Raw genomic sequence first — 24,326 nt, forward strand, 5'->3', positions numbered from 1 at the left:
GAAATCACCTGAATTGGATCAATAAATTTTTCATTCTTTTTTATTGCAAAATAAAATTTTCCATTTTTATTATTTTCATCATTACTCACTATTCCAATTTTTTGTTTCTTTGAAACGTAATCATATAATTTTACTGACATATCATTTAAATTTGCATACCATGACTCCGTGCCATCAGCGTGCTGAATTTGAACTGTATTTCCAAGTTCCTCTTTCTTGCCTGCAAAAACAACTAGCCCTTCATTCACTGACTCAACTGTTGCATTTGTAGCTGTTTGGACAAATACACCTTGACCATTTTTTTGAAAGCCTTGCATCACCTTTCCAGAGGCAGGAATTGCATAATCCTTTTGCTGAATCGCTCCTTCCTTTCTCTCATTAGGCGAATAGAATACGAGAGGTTTTCCAAACTGCTTTTCGTACCATTTCGCTACAGTGGCAAACTGAAACTCCTCTTTCATCACTTTTTCTGTAACTGCTTTAGCACCATCGAAAGAAGAAGGAGCATTCTTGTATAAAATAGCAACAGAAAGAACTAATATTGCTGATAGCAACACTTTGAAGAGAAAAACTTCTTTTCGAAATAGAGGATGAATTTCCTTCTCCCCCTCTTCAATAAAGACCGTTTCGCTATCAAAATCTCCTCCCGCAAAATACCGCTCTTCCTCCATCCTTTCTTGCTCTGCTTTCCTTTTCGCAATCCGCTTTTTAATTTCTTCCACACGTCTATTCTTCATACTGTCTCCTTTCTTTCGTTAGCCTTATTCAAATAGAAACAGTTATATACAGTTTGTACATATGTATGAGTTATAGAAGGAAGATATTCATGCGAAGAAAAAAGAAAGCACTCCGCATTTATGCGAAGTGCTTTTAACGGATTCCAAAGAAATTTTTCATCTTTGTAAATACCGATACTTTTTCTTGTTCAAATGCTTGTAATGGTACATTCTCACCTAACAAGCGTCTTGCAATATTACGATAAGCTATTGCTGCTTTCCCACTAGGTTGCAGTGCTACAGGTTCACCTGTATTCGTAGCACGAATAACTTCATCATCATCCTCGACAACTCCAAGAAGCTCGATTGACAGTGTACGTACGATTTCATCAACGTCTAACATATCCTGTTCATGAAGCATATGACTACGCACACGGTTAATGACAAGTTTCGGTGGTTCAATATCCTCTTTCTCTAAAAGCCCGATAATACGATCCGCATCACGCATTGAGGATACTTCTGGTGTTGTTACAACGATTGCTTTATCCGCACCTGCTACTGCATTTTTAAACCCCTGCTCAATCCCCGCAGGACAATCAATTAATATGTAATCATAATCTTGACGTAATACTTGTATTAATTCATCCATTTGTTCAGGTGTTACCGCCGATTTATCGCTCGTTTGTGCTGCAGGTAATAAATAAAGATCATCAAAACGCTTATCTTTAATAAGAGCCTGAGGTAAACGACAACGTCCTTCAACGACATCAACAAGATCAAATACAATACGATTTTCCAGCCCCATTACTACGTCTAAATTGCGTAAACCGATATCTGTATCAATTAAACATACTTTTTTTCCAGATAACGCAAGGGCTGTACCAATGTTCGCAGACGTTGTAGTTTTACCTACTCCGCCTTTTCCAGATGTAATTACTATTGCCTCTCCCACAGCTATACAATTCCCCTTTCTAACTTGGTTAAATTAGGTCTAAGATGAGTGAGAAGTTGCAGGCGATCGACAACAATGTGATTGTTCTCATTAATGTACGCACATTCTGCCGCCTCTGCTCCGTCTTCTTTCTCTTCCGGAGCCCGCATTGTCACATCACTAATTCGAAGTTGCATAGGGTTCATACTAGATGCAGCAATAACAGCTTCTGAATCTCCATCATACCCCGCGTGTGCAATTCCTCTTAATGATCCCAAGACAAAAATATTCCCCCCAGCGATAACCGTTCCGCCTGGATTAACATCTCCAATTAATAATAAATTGCCTTTTACATGTAACACTTGTCCAGAGCGAACAATTTTGGAAATAGGGACAATTTCTGTTTCTTCTTTCCAAGCTATTGCTTCTGCTTTTGTTATAACATCACTTTCGATTGATTCCACAACAAGGTTCTTCTTATTGCGAATTAACGTACGAATCTCTTCTTGTTGTACTTCTGTTAAATAGCGATTTCCTACTTTAACACGCACTTCAATTAAAGAACGTCCGTCACCCTCATAGTAATGTGTAGAAAGCTTTTCATCCAATTCTTTTAGTAGCTCAGAGAATGAACAGCAATCATCTAAATGAAGTGTTATTCCATCTTTTGTCCCTTTTATCGTTACATTTTGTTGCTTTTTTTCTTCCACTAAAGTTCACCCCACCGATTCAATTCGACATAAAATTAGAAAATCCTTTTTTCCTTTTCTTCTATCGCTTTTGAAAGACGCACTAAATATCGTCTCAGTGGGAAACAAACTATTAACAAGAAAATTCCATTTAGCAATAAAGTAGCAAGGAGACGGTCTGTGAAAAAGACAGATGCTGACATGTGAGTACGTCCTAACAAAGTTAAAAACCCATACACATAATACTCTAATGCTGCAATGCCAGCCAGTACGATAGAAGCGACAATAAATAAATTCAATTGTAATACCTTCATCACACTATAAACTAAATAAGCTAAAATCGGATAAGCAAAAATATATATACCGACAAGTTCTGTGTATACGGTATCAAATAAGAAACCAAATAATAGTCCGTAGTAAATCCCTTGAATCGGACTATAGTACACTGTAATAAAACATAACACAATTATAAAGAAATGCGGTGCTGCTATACTATTTTTCCAAAAGACGTCTGTTGGAACAACAGTAGAGAACATATTTTCAAATAAAAAAACAAAAAGGAGCAGAAGAGGAAGAGCTGCTCTTTTTAAAATCGTCATCATCTCTTCTCCCCCTCCTATTCTAACGACGCTGTAGGCATATCACGTTTTGCAACTATAATATGCTCTACATCATTCAAATCAGCGGATGGTTTTACATAAGCTGTTTTTGTTAAACCGTATGGATCTGGCTGAACATCAACAATTTTCCCAATCGCAAGACCTTTTGGGAAGATATCACCAAGTCCAGATGTTACAACTAGTTGATCTTTTTCTACTTTTGCATCAGAGCTAATCTTTGTGAAAAGAAGTAGTTGTTTTTCTTTATCGTAACCTTCAATCAATCCAAAGATATTTTCTTGTCCTTGTACAATAGCAGAAACACGGTTTGTTCGGCTCATAGAACTTAACAACTCTACTGACGATGTAAACTGAGATGCACTTTTTACGCGTCCAACTAAACCTTTCGGAGTTACAACAGCCATATCTTTTTTAATCCCTTGCTGTGCTCCTTTATCAATTGCAACTAAATCGTACCATTTATCGGGATTACGAGAAACCACACTAGCTTGTACTTCCGTATAATCACCACGAGACTTTTCTTTACCAGTTAATTCTCGTAGTTTTTTATTCTCATCCTCTAAATTTTTCACTACTACAGATAAATCTGCGGTAGTATCTAATTTTGCTTTCAGCTTTTTATTCTCTTCATACGTGCGCTTTACATCTTCTACGTTTTCGAAGAATCCGGCAACATAATTCGCTGGCTTTTGGAATACACGTTCTACAACACCGACAGTATCTTTTATAAACTGCTCTGGCCATGATAAACTGTTCCGTTCTTTCAATGAGATTCCAATCAATGCCACGAGAAGAATAATACTAACTAACAAAACAATTAATCTTTTGTTTAAGAAAAACTGTGGCACGTTCACACCCTCTTAATTTCATTGATTTTTATTTTGCAATATTATCGAGCAGCAGTTTTGAAAAGGTCGATATTGTCTAATGCTTTACCCGTTCCAATTGCTACGCAATCTAATGGATCCTCTGCAACAAGAACTGGCATATTTGTTTCTTCACTAATAACTTTATCTAAGTTACGTAGTAATGCCCCCCCACCTGTTAATACGATACCACGGTCCATAATATCCGCTGCTAATTCAGGTGGAGTTTTTTCTAACGTATTTTTAACTGATTCTACAATTGCATCTACTGTATCTTTTAATGCATCTGCAATTTCTTCTGGTTGAATTAGTACTGTTTTTGGTAAACCACTTACTAAATCACGACCGCGAATTTCCATAGGCTCGATACCCTCTGGCTCGCCTGCAGAACCGATTTCTAATTTTAGTGCTTCAGCTGTTCTTTCACCGATCATTAAGTTGTAGCTTTTCTTAATGTACTGAATGATTGAATCGTCCATATCATCACCAGCAACACGAACTGATTGACTTGTTACAATACCACCTAAAGAAATAATTGCAACTTCTGTTGTACCACCACCGATATCAACAACCATACTACCAGTCGGCTCCCAAACAGGTAAGTTTGCACCAATTGCTGCTGCAAATGGCTCTTCGATTGGATAAGCATCACGAGCACCAGCTTGACGAGTCGCATCGATTACCGCACGTCTTTCTACAGCTGTAATACCAGATGGTACACATACCATTACGTATGGCTTACGTGAGAAGAATCCATTTGATTTTTGAGCTTGTTGAATGTAGTATTTCATCATTATTGCTGTTGTTTCATAATCAGCAATTACACCATCTTTCATAGGGCGAAGTGCCACTACGTTTCCTGGTGTACGACCAATCATTTGTTTTGCATCGCTACCTACCGCAACGATTTGTTTCGTATCAGTTTGTAATGCTACTACTGAAGGTTCACGTAAAACTACACCTTTTCCTTTCACATATACAAGCGTGTTCGCTGTTCCTAAGTCAATTCCAAGATCGCGAGTAAATCCACCAAATCCAAACATATCATTTATCTTCCCTTCTTATTTTCACGGACTCATTTTTCTTACTTTATATTTATAAAAACAGTACGTTTTTTTATATCTGTATCCTTCTTGTAGATAATTTTCTACAAAAAACTCATAAATCACATTATAAAACAAAATAGGTAAAAAGAATAGTCTTAAATATGACCTTTTTCCTTTAAACTCACGAATTTATGGTCACCTATTATGATATGATCAAGCACTTCAATTCCAATAATTCGACCACATTCTACTAGTCGTTTTGTAACTTCAATATCTTCACGGCTCGGCGCCGGATCTCCTGAGGGATGGTTATGAAGACATATAATAGAGGCTGCTGCCCGACGGAACGCTTCTTTAAAAACTTCCCTTGGGTGCACAATCGACGTATTTAAACTTCCAATAAAAATAGTTTGCCTATGTATAACTTGATTTTTCGTATTCAAATATAAACAAACAAAATGCTCCTGTTGCAAAAAACGCATCTCTTCCATCATATAACTCGCACAATCTTCTGGACTTCGAATACTATATCTATTTTGATATTCTAAACGTACCATTCTTCTACCTAATTCAAAAGCAGCCATAAGCTGCGACGCCTTTGCAATCCCAACACCATGAATGCTCATCATCTCTTCTAACGTTGCATCCTTTAACATTCGTAGGCCGTCAAAATGATGTAGAATATTATCTGATAACGTTAACACCGTTTCTTCTTTAGAACCCGTTCTGAGTAAAACTGCAAGAAGTTCTCGATTCGATAAACTTCCTGCTCCTTCTAACAATAAACGCTCCCGTGGCTGTTCTTCTCTCACAACATCACGAATACCGTTCATCTCTCCACCCCTTTTTTTACGATTTCTCCTAAAGAAAACCCCATGCAATTTTACGCATGGGTTACATCGCTATCAAACTGTTTTAGTTCACGGACAAGACGCGCAATTGGCAAGCCAACTACACTGTAGTAGTCCCCTTGAATATGTTGAACAAAAATAGACCCTTTACCTTGAATTCCATAGCTTCCTGCTTTATCAAGCGGTTCCTTCGATGCAACGTATACGTCTATTTCCTCTTCTGTTAATTCCCAAAATGTTACTTCTGTACGTTCATAAAAAGTTACCGTTTTTTCTTTCAATATAATTGCAACACCTGTGTATACTTCGTGTGTTTTCCCCGATAATAATCGTAACATTTCTTTCGCCTCAGCCTCATTAAACGGCTTTCCAAGAATACGTGAATCATATGTAACAATTGTATCTGCACCTAATACAACGTGATCACTATGATTTTCTGCCACAGCAGATGCTTTTTGCAAAGCAAGCGACATAACAATATCAGAAGGTGACAAATATGCACCAATCGTCTCTTCTACTTCACTAACAACGATTTCAAATGGCACATCAGCTAATTCAAGCAGTTCCTTCCTCCTAGGTGATCCTGAAGCTAAAATAATTTTCCTCATATTTTCTCCTTCCCTTCTCGCATGAAGCAGAATAATTCAAATCAATCGTATCAAAGGAATAGTTTCCCCACAAATTCTAGAAATATCATTTTCTCTAAACAAAATAATAGTTCTTTTTAAATACGATTATATTCTGCCCATACAGAAAGCACTTTGCTCTAAATTCAAAAGAAAAGAAAGAAGTATATGTACTTCTTTCTCCTTCATCTTATTATCTTATTATTTTACTTTTTGCGAAACCATTTTTTCGTACGAAAGTAATCCATCAATAATAACTTGATTTAATTTAGCCACAGATCCCTTATCGCTCTTCCCTTCCTTAATCGTTTGCACCGCTATTGACGTATACGTATAAAGCTTCTTCGCATCTTCACGCTTCATACTCTTCCCTTCCTTTTCAATAGCTTTCCACTCTTTTTCAATCGCCTCTACATCTTTTGAATTACTTTTTCCACTAGTTTGTACGCTGGACACATATTTTGTTAAATGAGTATATAATGGCTGCACTTTCGCTAAAAACATTCCTACTTCTTTATCATTTTTGAGCAATGCTGTATCTGTAATATCCCAATTTTTTTTCAAAACTGAAACACCATCTTGCTTATACTGATCTATTAATTGATTAACACCCTGTTCATCGCTCGTAATACCAACAACTAACGCATACTTATCACCACTCGGTTTCAAAGTAGCCACGCCCCCATTACTTTTCCACTCTTTAATAGCAGCCTGTCCTTTTTCTTCAGAGGAATAAAGCCCTCCTTGAACGAAAAATAGTTTCATCGGGTCTAATGACGTTCCTACCTGCGCTTTTTGTTTTTCCTCTTTTGGTGCCGGTGTTTGTTCTGCCGTTCCACCCACCTTTGATTCTTCATTCCCCATCTGCTTCGAAGCTGTTACTTCGCTTCCCCCTGTCGTTCCTTGTCCTTTAAGTACATGCAGCATTCCCATTCCAAACGCCGTACCAATAACAATTGCAGTTGCAACGATTGCAATTATTGTATTACTCCACTTCTTTCGTTTTTTTTCCTTAGACACTAATTTCGCTTTTTGAAACGGAACAACGTTTTTTAGTCTTTCACTTTCTATTACCATCCAGTCAAACTCATCTTTCTTCTTTTCCTCATACTTCGCTTCTGTTCCATTTACTTTCACTGAGATCGTTCGTGATTGCTTGTCCATACACTCACACCTCACCTCTTATCGTTGTCCGCATCATATCATATTCACTTCGCAAAAAAACGAGATATTTGTCAGAGAAATTCGCCAAATAACCCTATATATTTATCTTATATGTATGCATTTGACTTCATTTGTAGAACAAAAAACTAGATAGCAAAGACTATCTAGTTTTTCTCGCGAATATATTTTCGAACTTCAGAAATGAAATAAAGAGAACCTGTTATGATAAAGACATCATTTTCTCCAATCATACCAACTTTTGTATCAATTGCCTCTTTCCAATCTTCAAAAACTAATTTTGACTCTTGTTGTGAATACGATGCAAGCTTGTCAGCAGAAATGGCACGATCAAAGGCAAACGTCGTAAATATTATTTCATCAGCAACTTTTTCTAATTGCCCTACCATGTTATGTAACTGTTTGTCACCAAGAGCAGTAAATAAAACTATTATATTCTTCTTTTTATAATGTGCCTCTACTGTTTTTACAAGACTTTCAATACCTTCTGGATTATGAGCACCATCTATTATAATATCTGGATTACTTTGTAACTTTTCAAATCGACCAATCCAGTAGGCTTCTTGTAAGCCAGCTTTCATTTCCTCTTCATTAATTAAAAATGATAAATATGTTTTTAAATACATGACTGCCATAAGCGCTAGCGCTGCATTGCCTACTTGATGAATACCTTTCATTGAAATCCGAACATTTTCAAATGAGGCGAATGGACAAGCAAAATCAAAATGTTCCCCATCTTCATTAGAATGTTTATGTAATGTTGTAAACTGTTTTCCAAATTCATATAAACTTGCATGATTTTCCTTAGCAACCTTTTGAATTACTTGTAATGCTTCTTCATTTTTCACACCAGTAATAACTGGAACACCAGACTTAATAATTCCTGCCTTTTCATATGCAATTTCTCCTAGTGTATTGCCTAAAATATGCATATGATCGTGACCGATATTCGTAATAATCGTGAGAACCGGATGAATAACATTTGTAGAATCAAATCTTCCCCCAAGCCCCGTTTCAAATAAAACAACATCACAGAAATTAACTTTACCGAAATAACAAATTGCCATTACTGTAATGATTTCAAATTCAGTCGCTTCTCCTAATTCCGTCTCATCTAATTTTTCAACGACTGGCTTTACCATATTTACAAGTTCCGCAATCTCTTCATCTGCAATCGGTATTCCGTTTATACTAATACGTTCATTGAATGTTTCTATGTAAGGCGATGTAAACGTTCCTACTTTATATTTCGCGCCTTCTAACATGTAGCGCATATATGTTAAAGTTGAACCTTTTCCATTTGTGCCGGCAAGATGAACACATTTTATATGACGCTCTGGATTTCCGAGTTCTTCTAACATCCATTGCATTCTTTCTAGTCCTGGTTTTATCCCAAATTTCAATCGGCTATGAATCCAGCTTATCGCTTCTTCGTATGTATGTATCACGTTTGCTATTCCCCTTTCAAAAGACAAACTTCTTAATTCTATTATACGCAAAGAAAAGAGACTCACCAATATAGTGAGTCTCTGAAAAACATTTTATTTTTCAAGATCAGCTAGGCGTTGACGAACCGCTTCGCGTTTTTCTAGATAATCTTGCTCTTTCGCACGCTCTCCGTCAATAACTTCTGCAGGAGCTTTTGCTACGAATCCTTGGTTTGAAAGTTTCTTCTGTACACGTTCTACTTCTTTATCGAACTTCTCAAGTTCTTTTTCAAGACGCGCTTTCTCTTCATCAAGATTGATAAGATCAGCTAACGGTAAGAATAACTCTGCACCTGATACGATTGCAGTCATCGCTTTTTCTGGCGCTTGTAAATCAATCTTAATTGTTAGTTCACTTGGGTTACAGAAACGCTCAATGTAAGAACTGTTTTTCGTAAGCTGAGCTAGTACTACCTCGTCTTTTGCTTTAATTTGCATTTGAACTTTTTTGCTCATTGGTGTATTTACTTCCGCACGGATGTTACGAACAGAGCGAATGATATCAACTAGAAGGTGCATTTCTGCTGCCGCTTCTTTATCTTGTAAATCTTCGCGAACTGTTGGCCATGCTGCTACTGTAATAGACTCGCCTTCATGCGGTAAATGCTGCCAAATTTTCTCTGTTACAAATGGCATGAATGGATGTAATAGACGCATTGTTTGGTCTAATACGTAAGCTAAAATAGAACGAGTTGTTTTCTTAGCTGCTTCATCTTCACCGTATAGTGGCAGTTTCGCCATCTCAATGTACCAGTCACAGAAATCATCCCAAATGAAGTTGTATAATGAACGACCAGCTTCACCGAACTCATATTTATCCATGTTACGTGTTACACTTTCGATTGTTTCGTTTAAGCGAGTTAAAATCCACTTATCTGCAACTGATTTTTCACCAGTTAAATCGATTTCTTCATACTTCATGTCATCCATGTTCATTAATACGAAACGTGATGCGTTCCAAATTTTATTAATGAAGTTCCAAGTAGATTCTACTTTTTCCATGCTGAAACGTAAATCTTGACCTGGTGCACTTCCTGTTGATAAGAAATAGCGCATTGCATCTGCACCGTACTTCTCGATAACATCCATTGGATCAATACCGTTACCAAGAGATTTACTCATTTTACGCCCTTGCTCATCACGAACTAAACCGTGAATTAATACATCTTTAAATGGACGCTCTCCTGTAAACTCTAAACCTTGGAAAATCATACGAGATACCCAGAAGAAGATAATGTCATAACCAGTTACTAAAGCATCTGTTGAATAGAACTTTTTAAAGTCTGCTGCATCTTCATTCGGCCAGCCAAGTGTTGAGAATGGCCATAGCGCTGAACTAAACCATGTATCAAGCACGTCATTATCTTGATTCCAGTTTTCAATATCCGCTGGCGCTTCTGTGCCTACGTATACTTCACCAGTTTCTCTATGATACCAAGCTGGAATACGGTGGCCCCACCATAATTGACGAGAAATACACCAGTCATGAATGTTTTCCATCCAGCGTAAGTATGTGTTTTCGAAACGCTCTGGTACGAACGTTACTTTTTCTTCTTCTTTTTGTTGAAGTTTTACCGCTTTTTCTGCAAGTGGAGCCATTTTTACGAACCATTGTGTTGATAAGTAAGGCTCAACAACTGCACCGCTACGCTCACTATGACCTACTGAGTGCATATGAGGCTCAATTTCTACTAATACGCCAGCTTCTTGTAAGTCTTTCACTAACCCTTTACGGCATTCGAAACGATCCATACCGTTGTACTTACCAGCTTTTTCGTTCATTGTTCCATCTTCGTTCATTACTAAAATACGTGGTAAGTCATGACGGTTACCTACTTCAAAGTCATTCGGGTCATGAGCTGGTGTAATTTTTACAACGCCTGTTCCGAAGTCTTTTTCTACGTATTCATCAGCAATAATCGGAATCTCACGGCCTACGATTGGAAGTGTTACTGTTTTTCCGATTAAATGTTTGTAACGATCATCTTCTGGATGAACTGCTACCGCTGTATCACCAAGCATTGTTTCTGGACGAGTAGTTGCAAGGCGAATGTGACCTGAACCGTCTGTTAGCGGATAGTTCATATGGTAGAATGCACCTTGAACTTCTTTATGAATTACTTCAATATCAGAAAGAGCTGTGCGTGTTGCTGGATCCCAGTTGATGATATACTCACCGCGGTAAATTAAGCCTTTTTCATATAATTGAACGAATACTTTATTAACAGCGTTAGATAAACCTTCGTCTAATGTGAAGCGTTCACGAGAATAGTCTAGTCCTAAACCAACTTTCCCCCATTGTTGACGAATGTGAGAAGCGTATTCTTCTTTCCATTCCCAAGCTTTTTCAAGGAATTTCTCACGGCCAAGATCGTAACGTGAAATACCTTCTTCACGAAGTTTCCCTTCTACTTTCGCTTGCGTTGCGATACCAGCATGGTCCATTCCTGGAAGCCATAATACATCATAACCTTGCATACGCTTTGTACGAGTTAAAATATCTTGAAGAGTTGTATCCCAAGCATGACCTAAGTGTAACTTACCAGTTACGTTCGGAGGTGGGATTACAATTGTATATGGTTGTTTCTTCTCGTCTCCTGTTGCTTCGAAATATTTGCCTTCAAGCCACCACTTGTAAAGGCCTTCTTCAACGGACATATGATCATATTTAGTTGGTAAATTCTTTTCCGTGTTTGACATTATTTTCCCTCCTTAAAATAAAAAATGCCCCTCATCCAAAAAAGGACGAGGGACATCGCGGTACCACCTTTATTTACAAACAAATTCAGAATTTGCTTATACTCTTAATTTGATAACGGACAAATCCGTCTTTTCCTAATGAGAACCATTCCGTTCAGAAAAGATGCTCCAGGGCTACCTTCTAACATAACTATCTAGAGAACCTCCCAGCCAATGGTTCCCCTCTCTGAAGACGTTTCATGTTATACTCTTCCCCTTCGTTGCATTTATGTGATTGTTAATTATTATATACAATAGTGTAAAAAACGAAACCTTATTCGTCAAGATAAATTTGAAACTATGACCTTTATCTCTTTATGGAACTAATAAAAAAAGATAAGCAGGGTTCTCCCTACTTATCTTCTTTATCCGTTCCCTTGCTGGGCAGCTTGTAACTGCGAAAGGAAATATTCTGTATTGCTAATGAGCCAATGCGATTGCTGCAGGCTTTTCACCCCGCGAAGCTCATTTTCTTCATTACGACTCTTTCTTCTTTTCGTATACGACTGAATTTGCCGAATAAAATGCGACGGGTACGTCATATACGCAAACATAAGAATCTGCTCCTCTTTCGTAAATGGAAAATTTTTTTGATACATTTGATACCATTCAAAGCGGTCACTCCGCGCAATTGGATATGTGTTTAAAGACCTTGAATAAAAGCTGACGATATCCTGTACCGGTGTAGCAAACTGAGACTTTTCTAAACTAATAAAATAACCGTTTCGTTCATAATCAAATAAAAAGTGATTAAGCGATACATTTCCATGAACGAAAGTAGTACGTGTCGTTTCCTTTTCTTTCATTGCATCATGCCATTCACTTAATTGTTTCGTTGCGAACTCACGTGCTCTCATAGCATGGTGATAATACGTACAATATTGTAATTCAAATGGCGACATATACCACTTCGCTTCAGATTCTACAAGAAACTCTTCTAATATCTCACCATCATTTTCCCAACGTTCGGATATATTTGTATAATGTTTTTCTAAATCTTCTTCTGTATAAGTTTCCTCTTTCACCGTTTTTTGATGCAACGTCCCGAGCGTTTGAAACATCTTATGGTATTGATCATTATCTTCGCCATTTCCTTCCGCACGTTCTAACCAAGGCATTAAATAATAGCTATACGTCCCATCACTTAAAACATAATTCCCGTCCGTCGCATGATAGATAGGTACATAATTCGAAAAACCTTTCTCCTTCAAATATTGAATATGGTGCAAAAAATTATTCCGCTCTAATTTTCTATCTTGTATTTTCTTTAACGCATACGGACCTTGATTCGTATAAATTTTCATTACACTTCCGTGCTCTTCCATATGTTGAGTGTCCAATCTATATTGCCTCACAATGGGTTCATAGCGATTTCGTAATTCAATATCCATACGAATAACCCTTTCTTATTCAAAACATAGCTTCTAGGAAAAGAAAAGAGGTGAGTGAAAAAACTCACTCACTTATTTCGCTGTTGCTTTTGAAACAGGAATATATATAATTTGCCCTGTAGTTAAATATATATCTTCTGATTGATTTACACGATATAAGCTTTGTACAGTCGTTTCATAACGTTCTGCAACAGCTTCAATTGTATCTCCTTCTTGTACGAAGTACATTCTTAACTTCGTAAATTCTTCTTCTGGTTCTTTCGTAAATAATTTCGTTAAATAAAGTGCATTTTCATCTCGCTGTGAATATGCTTCTTCCTCTGGCTCTTCCTGCTTTTTCGCTTTTTCTTTCTTGAAATTTTTCCGCCCGAACAATTCAAATTGTGGCGTCGTTTCTTGCTCCTCTTCACGCTCCACAAGTTCATGTTCTTCTAATTCCTCTTCTTCTATTTCTTGCTCTTTTCTTTCTTCTAACTGAAACGGTTCAAATGCATAATCTTCCCATCCATCTGATTCTTTATAGGCTGGTACCTCTTCGTGCGGCGCAGGTCTACTTTCATCTTCTTCAGCTGAATCAGCTTCCAACTCGGCATACGCCGTCTCTTCCTCTTCATCCTCGTTTCTTTCTTCGTCACATAAACCTGTAATAGATATATCCGCTAATAGTTGTAAGCAACCATTTTCCTTTAATTCATAATCAAATTCCTCGATTGATACATATAATTCTTCAATTACTTTCACTCGATTTCTTGGAATTGATATTTCGAGCGGAAAGGAATGGACAAGCTCATTAACCCCATCTGCCCTTGTTTCTACATAATCAATTGCCTTTGCTGGTGATAGCTCTCTTAATGAATAAGCTGAATCATCTTGCCTTGCAACGTACTCTCCCGTTAAATCTAATTGCCCTCTCACGATAACTTCATGATCGAGCTCCTCTATCTCAACGTCTGGATCTAACGAAATTGACAAAAGTTCTTCGACTTCCTGTCCCTTCTGGAACCAAACAGATTCTTTTAATGAAAATCGTAATGAATGATCTGTTGCCACTTCTTTTCCCCCTCCCAAACTATAGGTCATTACAGATTTATGTTCCCTAAGGCTACTTTATGAATAAAAAAAATCGCTCCCCTAATGGAAAGCGATTTTCTCTAAGAAATTATGCTTTTAATTTTGACATTGCAATTTCGGCCGCCGCAATTGTCGCCTCAATATCTGCATCACTATGTGCTGTCGATAAGAATAAACCTTCAAATTGAGAAGGTGGTAAAAATACACCTTGTTCTACCATTTCACGATAGTAAGCTGCAAAGAATTCTAAGTTTGAAGATTTTGCTGTATCATAATTAATAACTTGCTCATCTGTAAAGAAAATACCAATCATAGAACCTGCACGATTAATGTGATGCGGGATATTATGCTTTTCAGCTGCCTTACGTAGTCCAGCCTCTAACATTTCTGCTTTACGCTCAAATTCCACATATGATTCTGGTGTTAACTGCACTAACGTTTCATAGCCTGCTGTCATTGCAAGTGGATTACCCGATAATGTTCCGGCTTGGTAAATCGGTCCGCTCGGTGCAACTTGGCGCATAATCTCTGCCTTACCACCGTATGCTCCTACCGGCAAGCCACCACCGATTACTTTACCTAAACAAGTTAAATCAGGAGTTACGCCGTAGTAACCTTGTCCACAATTATAAGCAACACGGAATCCAGTCATTACTTCATCAAAAATAAGTAGTGCACCGTTTTGCTCTGTCACTTCACGAAGTCCTTCTAAAAATCCTGGTTGCGGGGGAACAACACCCATATTCCCTGCCACTGGTTCTACAATTATACAAGCGATGTCATCACCGAATTGTTCGAAAGCATATTTTACACTTTCTAAATCGTTGTACGCTACTGTAATCGTATTTTTCGCTACACCTTCTGGTACACCAGGGCTATCTGGTAAACCTAGCGTCGCCACACCAGAACCTGCTTTAATTAATAACGAATCGCCATGACCATGGTAGCAACCAATGAATTTCAAAATTTTGTTACGCCCTGTATAACCTCGAGCTAAACGTAGTGCACTCATTGTCGCTTCTGTTCCAGAGTTAACCATACGTACAATTTCAATTGATGGCACGCGCTCAATAACAAGCTGCGCTAATTTATTTTCAATTTCTGTTGGTGCACCAAAGCTTGTTCCTTTTTCAGCAACAGCTTTTAAAGCCTCAACAACACGGTCGTTCGCATGACCATGAATTAAAGGTCCCCACGATAATACGTAATCGATGTATTCATTCCCATCGATATCATATACTTTAGAGCCTTTTCCGCGCTCCATAAACAGCGGATTCATACCAACAGACTTAAAGGCACGAACAGGGCTATTTACGCCACCAGGCATTAAATTTTGTGCCTCTTCAAACGCCGCAATCGACTTATCGAACTTTTTCATTATTTAACGCCTCCTTCTTGTAACCATCTTGCTGCATCTTTTGCATGATACGTAATAATCAAGTCTGCTCCTGCGCGTTTCATGCTAATTAATTTCTCAAGTACAACTTCTTTTTCATTAATCCAACCATTTTGCGCTGCTGCTTTAATCATCGAATATTCACCACTTACGTTATAAGCAACGACTGGTAAGTTAAAGTTATTTTTCACATCACGAACGATATCTAAATAAGAAAGAGCTGGCTTTACAATTAAGAAGTCTGCCCCTTCCATTACATCTGATTCTGCTTCACGGAATGCTTCCATACGGTTCGCTGGGTCCATTTGATATGTTTTACGGTCACCGAACTGCGGTGCACCATGTGCTGCATCACGAAACGGTCCGTAAAATGCTGATGAATATTTCACAGCGTACGACATAACTGGTACATGCGCGAAACCATTTTCATCTAATGCATGACGAATTGCTGTTACGAATCCGTCCATCATATTTGATGGTGCAATAATGTCTGCGCCTGCTTTCGCTTGACTTACAGCTGTTTTTGCAAGAACTGCAAGAGACTCATCATTTAAAATAACGCCATCTTCTATAACACCGCAATGACCATGGCTTGTGAATTGACATAAACATGTATCTGCAACTACTACTAGCTCTGGGAACTCATCTTTAATTTGCTTAATTGCACGCTGTACAATTCCATGCTCACAATATGCCGATGATCCAACTTCGTCCTTTTCAACAGGTAAACCAAATACAATAACAGAACGAATACCTAAATCAACGACCTCTTGCATTTCAGCTTGCAATAAGTCTAAAGACATTTGATATACGCCTGGCATAGAAGGAACTTCATTACGAGTATTTTCTCCTTCTAATACAAAAATAGGGTAAATAAAATCTTCTGTATGTAAAAATGTTTCACGCACAAGTGCACGCATGCCCCCGCTTTGTCTTAGACGACGATGACGATTAAATTGTAAAGAATTCATAGATTTCTATCCCCATTCTTTTATTTTATCCCGCTATTTGCGGGCAGTAAGACCCCCACCTCAAAATTCGGCTGGAGCAAAGAAGTTAGGCGGGAGATCAACTGCCCGTAAACGCCCGATTGGTGAGGGCTAATAATCAGTGGGGGATGAACAAAACCCCCACTGATTAAAGTTTCACTTTATAGATTCACAAATGCATTGTAGTAATGCTTCTACAGTGTACTCTTTCGGCACAATAACATGTGGAAAATAAAGGAGCGCCTCTTTTTCCGTAATAGGCCCTATACAAGCAATTGTACATTTTTTCGTCCATTCTCTCCAGTTTGTACCCTCAAGTAAACGAACAAAACTATCAACAGTTGAAGGGCTCGTAAATGTAATAATATTTACTTCCCCTAATTTCAATGCTGTTATAAGTTCTTGTTTTTTCTCTACATTCACCTTCGTACCATATACGATTAGCTCATCTAGAAAAACACCAAACTCCCTAAGTTTAACCGGGATTACATCTCTTGCTAAATTCCCTTTCGGAAATAAAATACGCTCGTTTCCACTTAATTCTTTTAGAAACTCTTCGGCAAATGTTTCTGCAACAAATGAGGTCGGAACAAAATGAACTTGATAGCCCCTTTTTTCTAACTCTAATTTTGTTTTCACGCCTACCGCAGCGATTTTAATAGTTAATGGTATTTTTGTTTCTAAACCATCTAGAAAAAAAGCTACACCATTTTTACTCGTAAAAATAACCCAGTCATACGAATGTAGTTGCCTTGTTATACGTTGAATTTGCCTATGAGATGTGCCTTCCATACGCAAAAGCGGAATTTCCAATGGAATTCCGCTCCTTTCTTTCACTGCTACACTCATTTGTTTCGCTTGATGCTGGGCACGTGTAACCAATACTATTTTGCCAGCGAGAGCATCCATATTTATTGTTGCTCCTTATTTGCAGCAAGAATGAGCTCTTTTGCTCCTTGTTTAATTAAACGGTCCGCAGCCTCTAATCCTACTTGCTTCGGATCAGTGCCTACTACTATTTCTTTCAATAAAACAGAACCGTCCATAGAACCGACAAGCGCTGTTAATTCGATTGCATCATTTTCTTTAAGAGTTGCATATCCAGCGATTGGAACTTGGCATCCACCTTCAAGTTTATGAAGAAATACTCGTTCAGCAGCCACTGTTCTTTCTGTTACTGCATCATTAATATGTGCTAACAACTGAAGTAAATCCTTATCATCCTCACGACATTCAATTGCTAACGCACCTTGTCCTACGGCTGGTACACATAACGTTTCATCTAAATGTTCTGTAATAACTTCTCCGTCCCAGCCCATTCTCTGTAATCCAGCTGTCGCTAAAATAATTGCATCGTAATCTTCATCTTTTAACTTACGTAAGCGTGTATCGATATTCCCACGAATCCATTTCACTTGTAAATCTGGTCTCGCAGCTAGTAATTGTGCACTACGTCTCAAACTACTCGTCCCTAAGATCGCGCCTTCTGCTAAGTCTTTAAACGATTCTCCGTTTTTAGAAATAAAAGCATCACGAGGGTCAACGCGCTTTGGCGTACAACCAATCGTTAATCCATCTGGAAGTACAGCTGGCATATCTTTCATACTATGTACAGCCATATCAATTTCTTTCGTAAGTAACGCATGTTCAATTTCCTTTACAAATAAACCTTTTCCGCCTACTTTTGAAAGAGTAACATCTAAAATAACATCACCTTTTGTGACGATTTCTTTCACTTCAAATTCATATGGTAAACCAAGCGCTTTTAATTGATCGATAAACCAATTTGTTTGTGTTAATGCTAGTTTACTCTTTCTTGAACCTACAATAATTTTGCGCATAATTCTCTCTCCTCATTATAAATACCAAAAGTGGAAATTAGATAAACTGCTTAATAGAAAAATGTTAACTAGCATTACGAGAAATGCCCCGATATTCCACAGCACAATTTTCTTACCCTGCAACACATCTGCCGCTCGTAAATATAAGCCCGCACAATATACAAATAGAACGACAAAAGACCCGATTACTTTCGTATCATACCAATGGAAATTATCCAATTTTGTATATCCCCATATGCATCCTAATATAATTGCTAATAAGAAAAACGGAACAGAAAATAAATTTAATCCGTAAGACATAGATTCAAGCTTCGGCAAATTCCCTAACCTTCTTAATCTCGCATTCCATTTTTTCTTTTTTAATAGCCGATATTGCAATAAATACATAATAGAAAAAATAAACGATACAGTAAACGTTGCATAAGAAATAATCGCCATACCGACATGCACGTATACAAGTTCTGAAACTAATTGCTCTGCAAGTACTGGCGACATCTTTCCGAGCGGTGTAAAAATAGAAAAAGCGCTTACGCCAAATGCTACAACATTTGTAAAAAAGACTAAAAAGTCAATGCGCATAAATCGATTAATGACTAATGACATCGTAATCAATAACCAAACATAAAAATAAATCCCTGACAATAAAGTTAAAATAGGATTCGTTTCTGAATCTGTAGCCCTAAGCAACATAAAGATAGACTGCAATACCCATACAATCGAAAGTAACCAAAAAGCAAATCGGTTCGCCTTTCGGTTACTTTGAAAATAATCTATAAAATATAAACTAATGCTACAAGCATATAAAATAATTGCAATATGATAAATAATACTGTTATTTAAAAAACTCATCCGATCATCCTTCCAAGTTATAAAGATGGAACGGATGGTGTCCACGCTCTTTTATGTTCTACTTCTTCCGTATTTCCCGCTTCTTCCACTTCTAAATCAAAAATCTTCGCAAATAAAGCTAATTTTTCGCCAGCTCCCTCTTCAGCAGCTAATTCTTTAGCTACTAAAATTGGGTCTTTTAACAATTGATTAATAATACTTTTCGTATGTTTACTAATTACTTTTTTCTCACGATTACTAAGGTTTGGTATTTTTCGCTCAAGACTTTCCATCGTGTCACTTTGAATTGCTAGCGCTTTATCACGAAGAGCCGATATTAACGGTACAACACCAAGCGTACTTAACCACGTTTTAAATAAAACCATTTCCTCTTCAATCATAAATTGAATTTTCTCTGCTTCTTTTAAACGTTCAGCACGGTTTGCTTCAACTACACCTTGCAGATCGTCGATATCATATAAGAAAGAGCCTTCTAATTCATCAATCGCAGGATCAATATCACGTGGTACTGCAATATCAACCATAAATAACGGACGACCAGAGCGCATTCTCTCTACTTTCGTCATCATCTCTTTCGTAATGACATATTCTGATGCACCCGTTGAACTAATTAAAATATCCGCTTCTAATAATGCACATTGCAATTCACTTAAAGGCTTTGCATGTCCCATATATTTCTCAGCCATCACTTCCGCTTTCGTAAGCGTCCTATTCATAACTGTTACTTTACGAGCACCGCTTCCGTATAAGTTTTGCAGTGCAAGTTCACCCATCTTACCAGCACCAAGAATAAGTACATGACAATCTGTTAAATCGCCAAATATTTTCTTTCCGAGCTCAACAGCAGCATAACTAACAGACATCGCACTTTCACCAATCGTTGTTTCTGAGTGCGCACGTTTTGCTAACGTAACCACTTGCTTAAACAACTCATTAAAAATTGTACCTGTCGCTTTTACTTGTTGCGCTTCTAAAAAGCTATCTTTTATTTGACCTAAAATTTGCGTTTCTCCAACAACCATAGAATCTAGACCGCACGTTACGCGGAATAAATGATCTATTGCGCCATCTTGTTCAAAAATAGACAAGTATGGTGCGACTTCTTCTATTTCAAGCTGAAACCAATCAGCTAAAAACTTCTTAATGTAATACCGTCCCGTGTGTAATTGATCGACAACAGCGTAAATCTCAGTGCGATTACAAGTTGATACAATGACATTTTCTAGTACGCTCTTTTGGTTTTGTAATGTAGTCATTGCTTGCTCTAGCTCTGCTGCCTGAAATGTGAGTTTCTCACGAAATTCTACAGGGGCTGTTCGATAATTTACACTAACAACAAGAATATGCACGCAGCATGTCCCCCTTCACCCGTTTTATCACTTTATCTACTATCATAATACAACTTTCCTCTTATGAATCTGACAATCGTGTGAACAACTGATTATTTTTTCTCCATATGTAATAAAGGAGCTTCAGTAAGATTAATAAAGAACTCTCTACTTTATAATGATTATAAAATAATAACTCTATTTGTACGTTACCAAAAAAAGTCCTCATAATCAAGTGATGGAAACTATTCCATATTAATTATAACATCATCTTTTCTATCTTCTTTCATCATGAAGGAAAATATGTATGATTGTTCCAAAATATAGTACTCACTTTCTCAATGCAATGCATTTGACATTGTATTTATTTTTCGTTATATTGATTTTACAAAATTAAATTGTGCACAATTTAAAAATATAAGGAGTTGCTTATGAAAGAAAATCCTCTACATCTAGATAACCAACTTTGTTTTTCTATTTACGCTTGTTCTAAAGAGGTTACTCGTTTTTACCGACCCTATTTAGAAGAAATGGGCATTACGTATCCCCAGTACATTACTTTACTCGTACTCTGGGAACGAGACGGACTAACAGTAAAAGAAATTGGAGAACGTCTATTTTTAGATTCTGGTACTTTAACACCTATGTTAAAACGGATGGAATCATTAAAACTTGTACAACGTGTTCGTTCAAAAGAAGACGAGCGAAAAGTTTGTATTGAATTAACAGAACAAGGTAAAGATTTAAAAGAAATAGCTTGTTCATTACCGACAACGATGGCTACAAATTTAGGAATTACAGAGCAAGAATATCATTCTTTATTAATCCAATTAAACACATTAATTGAAACAATGAAAAAAATTAATGATAGAAAAGGGGAATAAACATGGATAAATTATATACTGCTTCAGTAACAGCAACAGGTGGAAGAAACGGTAAGGTAATTTCAGATGATGGCATATTAAATCTTGATGTAAAAATGCCAAAAGCACTAGGTGGCGCAGGCGGAGAGGCAACAAATCCAGAACAATTATTTGCAGCTGGTTATGCAGCTTGCTTTGATAGCGCATTGCAACTTGTAATTCGTACAAAACGTGTGAAAGTGGAAAGTACAGAAGTGACTGCACACGTTTCTATCGGTAAAGATACAGATGGTGGTTTCGGACTGTCTGCTGTACTTGACATACATGTTGCTGGTGTTTCTCATACCGAAGCACAAGAACTTGTAGAAGCCGCTCACGGTGTATGTCCTTACTCTAAAGCAACAAGAGGAAATATTGAAGTTACATTAAACGTACGCTAAAAGTTTAGTAAATAAAAAAAAACGCGCGACATTYGTCACGCGTTTTTTGTTTTTGTCATTTTATGAATTGCTTTCCATGCTTCTTCTTTTCCAAGACCTGTTTCAGAAGAGAATAGAACGATTTCATCGCCAATTTCAACAGCAAGCGTTTCTTTTACAACTTTTAAATGCTTTTGCCATTTCCCTTTCGGAATTTTATCGGCTTTCGTTGCAATAATAATTGTTGGGATTTCATAGTGCTTTAAGAAATCATACATCATAATGTCATCTTTTGTTGGTTGGTGACGTAAATCAACTACTAATACAGCTGCGTCTAATTGCGTACGTGTTGTAAAGTAAGTCTCAATCATTCTGCCCCATGCCGCGCGCTCTGTTTTAGATACTTTCGCATATCCATAACCTGGAACGTCAACAAAATGCATCATTTCATTGATTAAGAAAAAGTTCAGCGTTTGCGTTTTTCCTGGTTTAGAAGAAATACGTACTAACTTTTTACGATTTAAAATTTTATTAATAAAGGAAGACTTCCCGACATTAGAACGACCTGCTAAGGCAATTTCTGGTAAATCACTGTCTGGATATTGTTCCGGTTTAACGGCACTAATTACAATATCTGCTTTTGTTACTTTCATTGTTTCACTCCTACTAATGCGTGCTCCAATACTTCGTCTAAATGAGATGCAAGCACAAACGTAAGGTTTTCTTTTACGCTCTCTGGAATATCATCTAAATCTTTCTCATTTTCCGCCGGTAAAATAATTTTTGTTAATCCCGCGCGGTGAGCACTTAATGTTTTTTCTTTCAAACCACCAATTGGTAATACACGACCACGAAGTGTAATTTCACCTGTCATACCAACTTCTTTACTTACAGGAATACCTGTTAGTGCAGAAATAAGTGCCGTTGCCATCGTAATACCTGCTGACGGTCCATCTTTTGGAACTGCTCCTTCTGGAACATGAATATGAATATCGTTTTTCTCATGGAAATCCGGATCAATATGAAGTTCTTCTGCACGAGAACGAATATAGCTAAACGCGGCTTGTGCGGATTCTTTCATAACATCCCCAAGTTTCCCTGTTAAAATTAATTTCCCTTTTCCTGGCGCTACAGACACTTCAATTGCAAGTGTATCGCCGCCCGCTGCTGTGTAAGCTAAACCTGTTGCCATACCAACTTGGTCTGTTTTTTCAGCTTGACCATAACGGAATATATGCTTACCAAGTAAATCAACAATATTTTTCTCTGTTACAACAATGCGCTTGCGTTCTGCTGTAACGATAATTTTTGCTGCTTTACGACAAACTTTTGCAATTTGACGCTCTAACGTACGAACACCAGCCTCGCGTGTATAATAACGAATAATTTCAAGAAGCGCTTCATCACGCACTTGCAAATTACCTTTTCGTAGGCCGTGCTCTTTTAATTGTTTCGGCAATAAATGCTCACGAGCAATGTGTACCTTTTCAAGTTCTGTATAGCCAGCAATCGAAATGATTTCCATACGGTCAAGCAATGGGCCCGGAACACTTGCAAGTGTATTAGCAGTTGCAACGAACATAACTTTCGATAAATCATATGGCTCTTCAATGTAATGATCACTGAAGTTATGGTTTTGTTCTGGATCTAACACTTCAAGTAACGCCGCTGATGGGTCTCCCCTGAAATCGTTAGACATTTTATCAATCTCATCTAATAAGAAGACTGGATTAACTGTTTTCGCCTTTTTCATACCTTGAATAATACGTCCTGGCATCGCTCCTACATATGTACGACGGTGACCACGAATTTCAGATTCATCACGCACACCACCAAGAGAAACACGTACAAAATTACGATTTAACGATGTTGCAATAGAACGCGCTAACGAAGTTTTCCCAACCCCAGGAGGGCCTACTAGACAAAGAATTGGTCCTTTTAATGAATTCGTTAACTTCTGTACAGCTAAATATTCAAGTACTCGCTCTTTCACTTTTTCAAGACCGTAATGATCTTTATTTAAAATTTCTTCCGAATGAGTGAGGTCAATCATATCCTCTGTTGCTTCTGTCCACGGAAGCGCTAATAACCAATCAATATAATTACGAATTACACCGCTCTCAGCAGAACTTACAGGTAACTTTTCATAACGATCTAATTCTTTCAGTGCAGCCTGCATTGTTTCTTCAGGCATTCCCGACTGTTCAATTTTCTCACGAAGTTCTTCAACTTCCCCGCCCTTGCCTTCTTTATCGCCAAGTTCAGTTTGAATCGCCTTCATTTGCTCACGTAAGAAATATTCTTTTTGCGTGCGCTCCATTGAACGTTTCACTTTTTGTCCAATTTTCTTTTCTAGGCTAAGTAACTCTTGTTCATCTTGAATAATCGAAATAAGTGTATGTAGTCGTTCTTTCACAGATACAATC

23 protein-coding genes and 1 other annotated feature are annotated in these 24,326 nt (G+C 37.5%); of the genes, 2 read left to right on the top strand and 21 right to left on the bottom strand.

From position 1 onward, the window contains the following. The 19 genes from AC1DTM_RS07660 to hemA form a co-directional block, all read right to left on the bottom strand. Nucleotides 1-737: peptidoglycan DD-metalloendopeptidase family protein (locus tag AC1DTM_RS07660; RefSeq protein WP_477000137.1), on the bottom strand; the 737-nt coding region annotated here is incomplete at its 3' end. A 133-nt stretch (nucleotides 738-870) separates the two neighbouring features. Further along, on the bottom strand, nucleotides 871-1,668 hold the full coding sequence (gene minD / locus AC1DTM_RS07665; RefSeq protein WP_000503308.1) for a septum site-determining protein MinD: 798 nt from the start codon (nucleotides 1,666-1,668) through the stop codon (nucleotides 871-873). Between the two features lie 2 nt (nucleotides 1,669-1,670). Continuing rightward, entirely contained in the window at nucleotides 1,671-2,357 is a 687-nt protein-coding gene (gene minC / locus AC1DTM_RS07670; protein WP_002160361.1) for a septum site-determining protein MinC, read from the bottom strand. Nucleotides 2,358-2,392: 35 nt separating this feature from the next. Continuing rightward, nucleotides 2,393-2,938, bottom strand: a complete 546-nt coding sequence (mreD, locus tag AC1DTM_RS07675) for a rod shape-determining protein MreD (RefSeq protein WP_002160360.1) — start codon at nucleotides 2,936-2,938, stop codon at nucleotides 2,393-2,395. A gap of 14 nt (nucleotides 2,939-2,952) precedes the next feature. Further along, a complete protein-coding gene (gene mreC / locus AC1DTM_RS07680; protein ID WP_002160359.1) occupies nucleotides 2,953-3,804 on the bottom strand; it encodes a rod shape-determining protein MreC in 852 nt (283 codons plus the stop codon). A gap of 41 nt (nucleotides 3,805-3,845) precedes the next feature. Next, the gene (gene mreB / locus AC1DTM_RS07685) at nucleotides 3,846-4,865 is read right to left on the bottom strand and encodes a cell shape-determining protein MreB (RefSeq protein WP_002015369.1); all 1,020 of its coding nucleotides are present in this window, start codon (nucleotides 4,863-4,865) and stop codon (nucleotides 3,846-3,848) included. Between the two features lie 158 nt (nucleotides 4,866-5,023). Beyond that, nucleotides 5,024-5,701, bottom strand: coding sequence for a DNA repair protein RadC (gene radC / locus AC1DTM_RS07690; protein WP_002015368.1), 678 nt, complete (start codon nucleotides 5,699-5,701; stop codon nucleotides 5,024-5,026). 50 nt (nucleotides 5,702-5,751) lie between these two features. Then, a complete protein-coding gene (locus AC1DTM_RS07695; protein ID WP_016106239.1) occupies nucleotides 5,752-6,327 on the bottom strand; it encodes a Maf family protein in 576 nt (191 codons plus the stop codon). 219 nt (nucleotides 6,328-6,546) lie between these two features. Continuing rightward, nucleotides 6,547-7,509 carry a hypothetical protein gene (locus AC1DTM_RS07700; RefSeq protein ID WP_016106240.1) on the bottom strand — a complete coding sequence of 321 codons (963 nt, stop codon included), beginning with the start codon at nucleotides 7,507-7,509 and terminating at the stop codon, nucleotides 6,547-6,549. A 164-nt stretch (nucleotides 7,510-7,673) separates the two neighbouring features. Then, entirely contained in the window at nucleotides 7,674-8,975 is a 1,302-nt protein-coding gene (locus AC1DTM_RS07705) for a bifunctional folylpolyglutamate synthase/dihydrofolate synthase (RefSeq protein ID WP_016106241.1), read from the bottom strand. Between the two features lie 93 nt (nucleotides 8,976-9,068). After that, nucleotides 9,069-11,714 (bottom strand): valine--tRNA ligase, encoded by a 2,646-nt coding sequence (locus AC1DTM_RS07710; protein ID WP_477000138.1) that lies wholly within the window; start codon nucleotides 11,712-11,714, stop codon nucleotides 9,069-9,071. Nucleotides 11,715-11,752: 38 nt separating this feature from the next. After that, nucleotides 11,753-11,984 (bottom strand) — a binding site (T-box leader). Nucleotides 11,985-12,118: 134 nt separating this feature from the next. Continuing rightward, nucleotides 12,119-13,144: a spore coat protein YsxE gene (gene ysxE / locus AC1DTM_RS07715; protein WP_016106243.1), complete on the bottom strand. Its 1,026-nt coding sequence runs from the start codon at nucleotides 13,142-13,144 to the stop codon at nucleotides 12,119-12,121. Between the two features lie 72 nt (nucleotides 13,145-13,216). Next, nucleotides 13,217-14,224, bottom strand: a complete 1,008-nt coding sequence (gene spoVID, locus AC1DTM_RS07720) for a stage VI sporulation protein D (RefSeq protein WP_195743226.1) — start codon at nucleotides 14,222-14,224, stop codon at nucleotides 13,217-13,219. 79 nt (nucleotides 14,225-14,303) lie between these two features. Beyond that, nucleotides 14,304-15,593: a glutamate-1-semialdehyde 2,1-aminomutase gene (hemL, locus tag AC1DTM_RS07725; protein ID WP_002112056.1), complete on the bottom strand. Its 1,290-nt coding sequence runs from the start codon at nucleotides 15,591-15,593 to the stop codon at nucleotides 14,304-14,306. Then, nucleotides 15,593-16,582, bottom strand: coding sequence for a porphobilinogen synthase (gene hemB / locus AC1DTM_RS07730; protein WP_016106245.1), 990 nt, complete (start codon nucleotides 16,580-16,582; stop codon nucleotides 15,593-15,595). The genes hemL and hemB overlap by 1 nt, the downstream gene beginning before the upstream one ends. Nucleotides 16,583-16,756: 174 nt before the next feature. Further along, a complete protein-coding gene (hemD, locus tag AC1DTM_RS07735; RefSeq protein WP_016106246.1) occupies nucleotides 16,757-17,509 on the bottom strand; it encodes a uroporphyrinogen-III synthase in 753 nt (250 codons plus the stop codon). A 2-nt stretch (nucleotides 17,510-17,511) separates the two neighbouring features. Next, nucleotides 17,512-18,441: a hydroxymethylbilane synthase gene (gene hemC, locus AC1DTM_RS07740; protein ID WP_002199254.1), complete on the bottom strand. Its 930-nt coding sequence runs from the start codon at nucleotides 18,439-18,441 to the stop codon at nucleotides 17,512-17,514. A gap of 15 nt (nucleotides 18,442-18,456) precedes the next feature. Beyond that, nucleotides 18,457-19,290 (bottom strand): cytochrome c biogenesis protein, encoded by an 834-nt coding sequence (locus tag AC1DTM_RS07745; protein ID WP_002112062.1) that lies wholly within the window; start codon nucleotides 19,288-19,290, stop codon nucleotides 18,457-18,459. Between the two features lie 17 nt (nucleotides 19,291-19,307). Continuing rightward, nucleotides 19,308-20,639, bottom strand: coding sequence for a glutamyl-tRNA reductase (hemA, locus tag AC1DTM_RS07750; protein WP_002160352.1), 1,332 nt, complete (start codon nucleotides 20,637-20,639; stop codon nucleotides 19,308-19,310). A gap of 410 nt (nucleotides 20,640-21,049) precedes the next feature. Between hemA and AC1DTM_RS07755 the strand changes: the two genes are divergently transcribed. Together AC1DTM_RS07755 and AC1DTM_RS07760 are read left to right on the top strand one after the other, a co-directional pair. Then, the gene (locus AC1DTM_RS07755; protein WP_002112064.1) at nucleotides 21,050-21,502 is read left to right on the top strand and encodes a MarR family winged helix-turn-helix transcriptional regulator; all 453 of its coding nucleotides are present in this window, start codon (nucleotides 21,050-21,052) and stop codon (nucleotides 21,500-21,502) included. Nucleotides 21,503-21,504: 2 nt separating this feature from the next. Continuing rightward, a complete protein-coding gene (locus AC1DTM_RS07760; RefSeq protein ID WP_088099542.1) occupies nucleotides 21,505-21,921 on the top strand; it encodes an organic hydroperoxide resistance protein in 417 nt (138 codons plus the stop codon). Nucleotides 21,922-21,956: 35 nt separating this feature from the next. On the opposite strand, the gene yihA is transcribed toward AC1DTM_RS07760, so the two are convergent. Continuing rightward, the gene (gene yihA / locus AC1DTM_RS07765; RefSeq protein WP_002088829.1) at nucleotides 21,957-22,553 is read right to left on the bottom strand and encodes a ribosome biogenesis GTP-binding protein YihA/YsxC; all 597 of its coding nucleotides are present in this window, start codon (nucleotides 22,551-22,553) and stop codon (nucleotides 21,957-21,959) included. After that, the coding region (gene lon, locus AC1DTM_RS07770; RefSeq protein ID WP_477000139.1) for an endopeptidase La at nucleotides 22,550-24,326 on the bottom strand (1,777 nt) is incomplete at its 5' end. The genes yihA and lon, both read right to left, overlap by 4 nt.

It is taken from the genome of Bacillus sp. P4_D3, from assembly GCF_056401855.1.

Coding starts and splice junctions, on each gene's coding strand:
- mreD (WP_002160360.1), bottom strand. CDS start 2,938: ATGATGACGATTTTAAAAAGAGCAGCTCTTCCTCTTCTGCTCCTTTTT.
- mreB (WP_002015369.1), bottom strand. CDS start 4,865: ATGTTTGGATTTGGTGGATTTACTCGCGATCTTGGAATTGACTTAGGA.
- radC (WP_002015368.1), bottom strand. CDS start 5,701: ATGAACGGTATTCGTGATGTTGTGAGAGAAGAACAGCCACGGGAGCGT.
- AC1DTM_RS07695 (WP_016106239.1), bottom strand. CDS start 6,327: ATGAGGAAAATTATTTTAGCTTCAGGATCACCTAGGAGGAAGGAACTG.
- AC1DTM_RS07700 (WP_016106240.1), bottom strand. CDS start 7,509: ATGGACAAGCAATCACGAACGATCTCAGTGAAAGTAAATGGAACAGAA.
- AC1DTM_RS07710 (WP_477000138.1), bottom strand. CDS start 11,714: ATGTCAAACACGGAAAAGAATTTACCAACTAAATATGATCATATGTCC.
- ysxE (WP_016106243.1), bottom strand. CDS start 13,144: ATGGATATTGAATTACGAAATCGCTATGAACCCATTGTGAGGCAATAT.
- spoVID (WP_195743226.1), bottom strand. CDS start 14,224: ATGACCTATAGTTTGGGAGGGGGAAAAGAAGTGGCAACAGATCATTCA.
- hemL (WP_002112056.1), bottom strand. CDS start 15,593: ATGAAAAAGTTCGATAAGTCGATTGCGGCGTTTGAAGAGGCACAAAAT.
- hemB (WP_016106245.1), bottom strand. CDS start 16,582: ATGAATTCTTTACAATTTAATCGTCATCGTCGTCTAAGACAAAGCGGG.
- hemD (WP_016106246.1), bottom strand. CDS start 17,509: ATGGATGCTCTCGCTGGCAAAATAGTATTGGTTACACGTGCCCAGCAT.
- hemC (WP_002199254.1), bottom strand. CDS start 18,441: ATGCGCAAAATTATTGTAGGTTCAAGAAAGAGTAAACTAGCATTAACA.
- AC1DTM_RS07745 (WP_002112062.1), bottom strand. CDS start 19,290: ATGAGTTTTTTAAATAACAGTATTATTTATCATATTGCAATTATTTTA.
- AC1DTM_RS07755 (WP_002112064.1), top strand. CDS start 21,050: ATGAAAGAAAATCCTCTACATCTAGATAACCAACTTTGTTTTTCTATT.
- AC1DTM_RS07760 (WP_088099542.1), top strand. CDS start 21,505: ATGGATAAATTATATACTGCTTCAGTAACAGCAACAGGTGGAAGAAAC.
- yihA (WP_002088829.1), bottom strand. CDS start 22,553: ATGAAAGTAACAAAAGCAGATATTGTAATTAGTGCCGTTAAACCGGAA.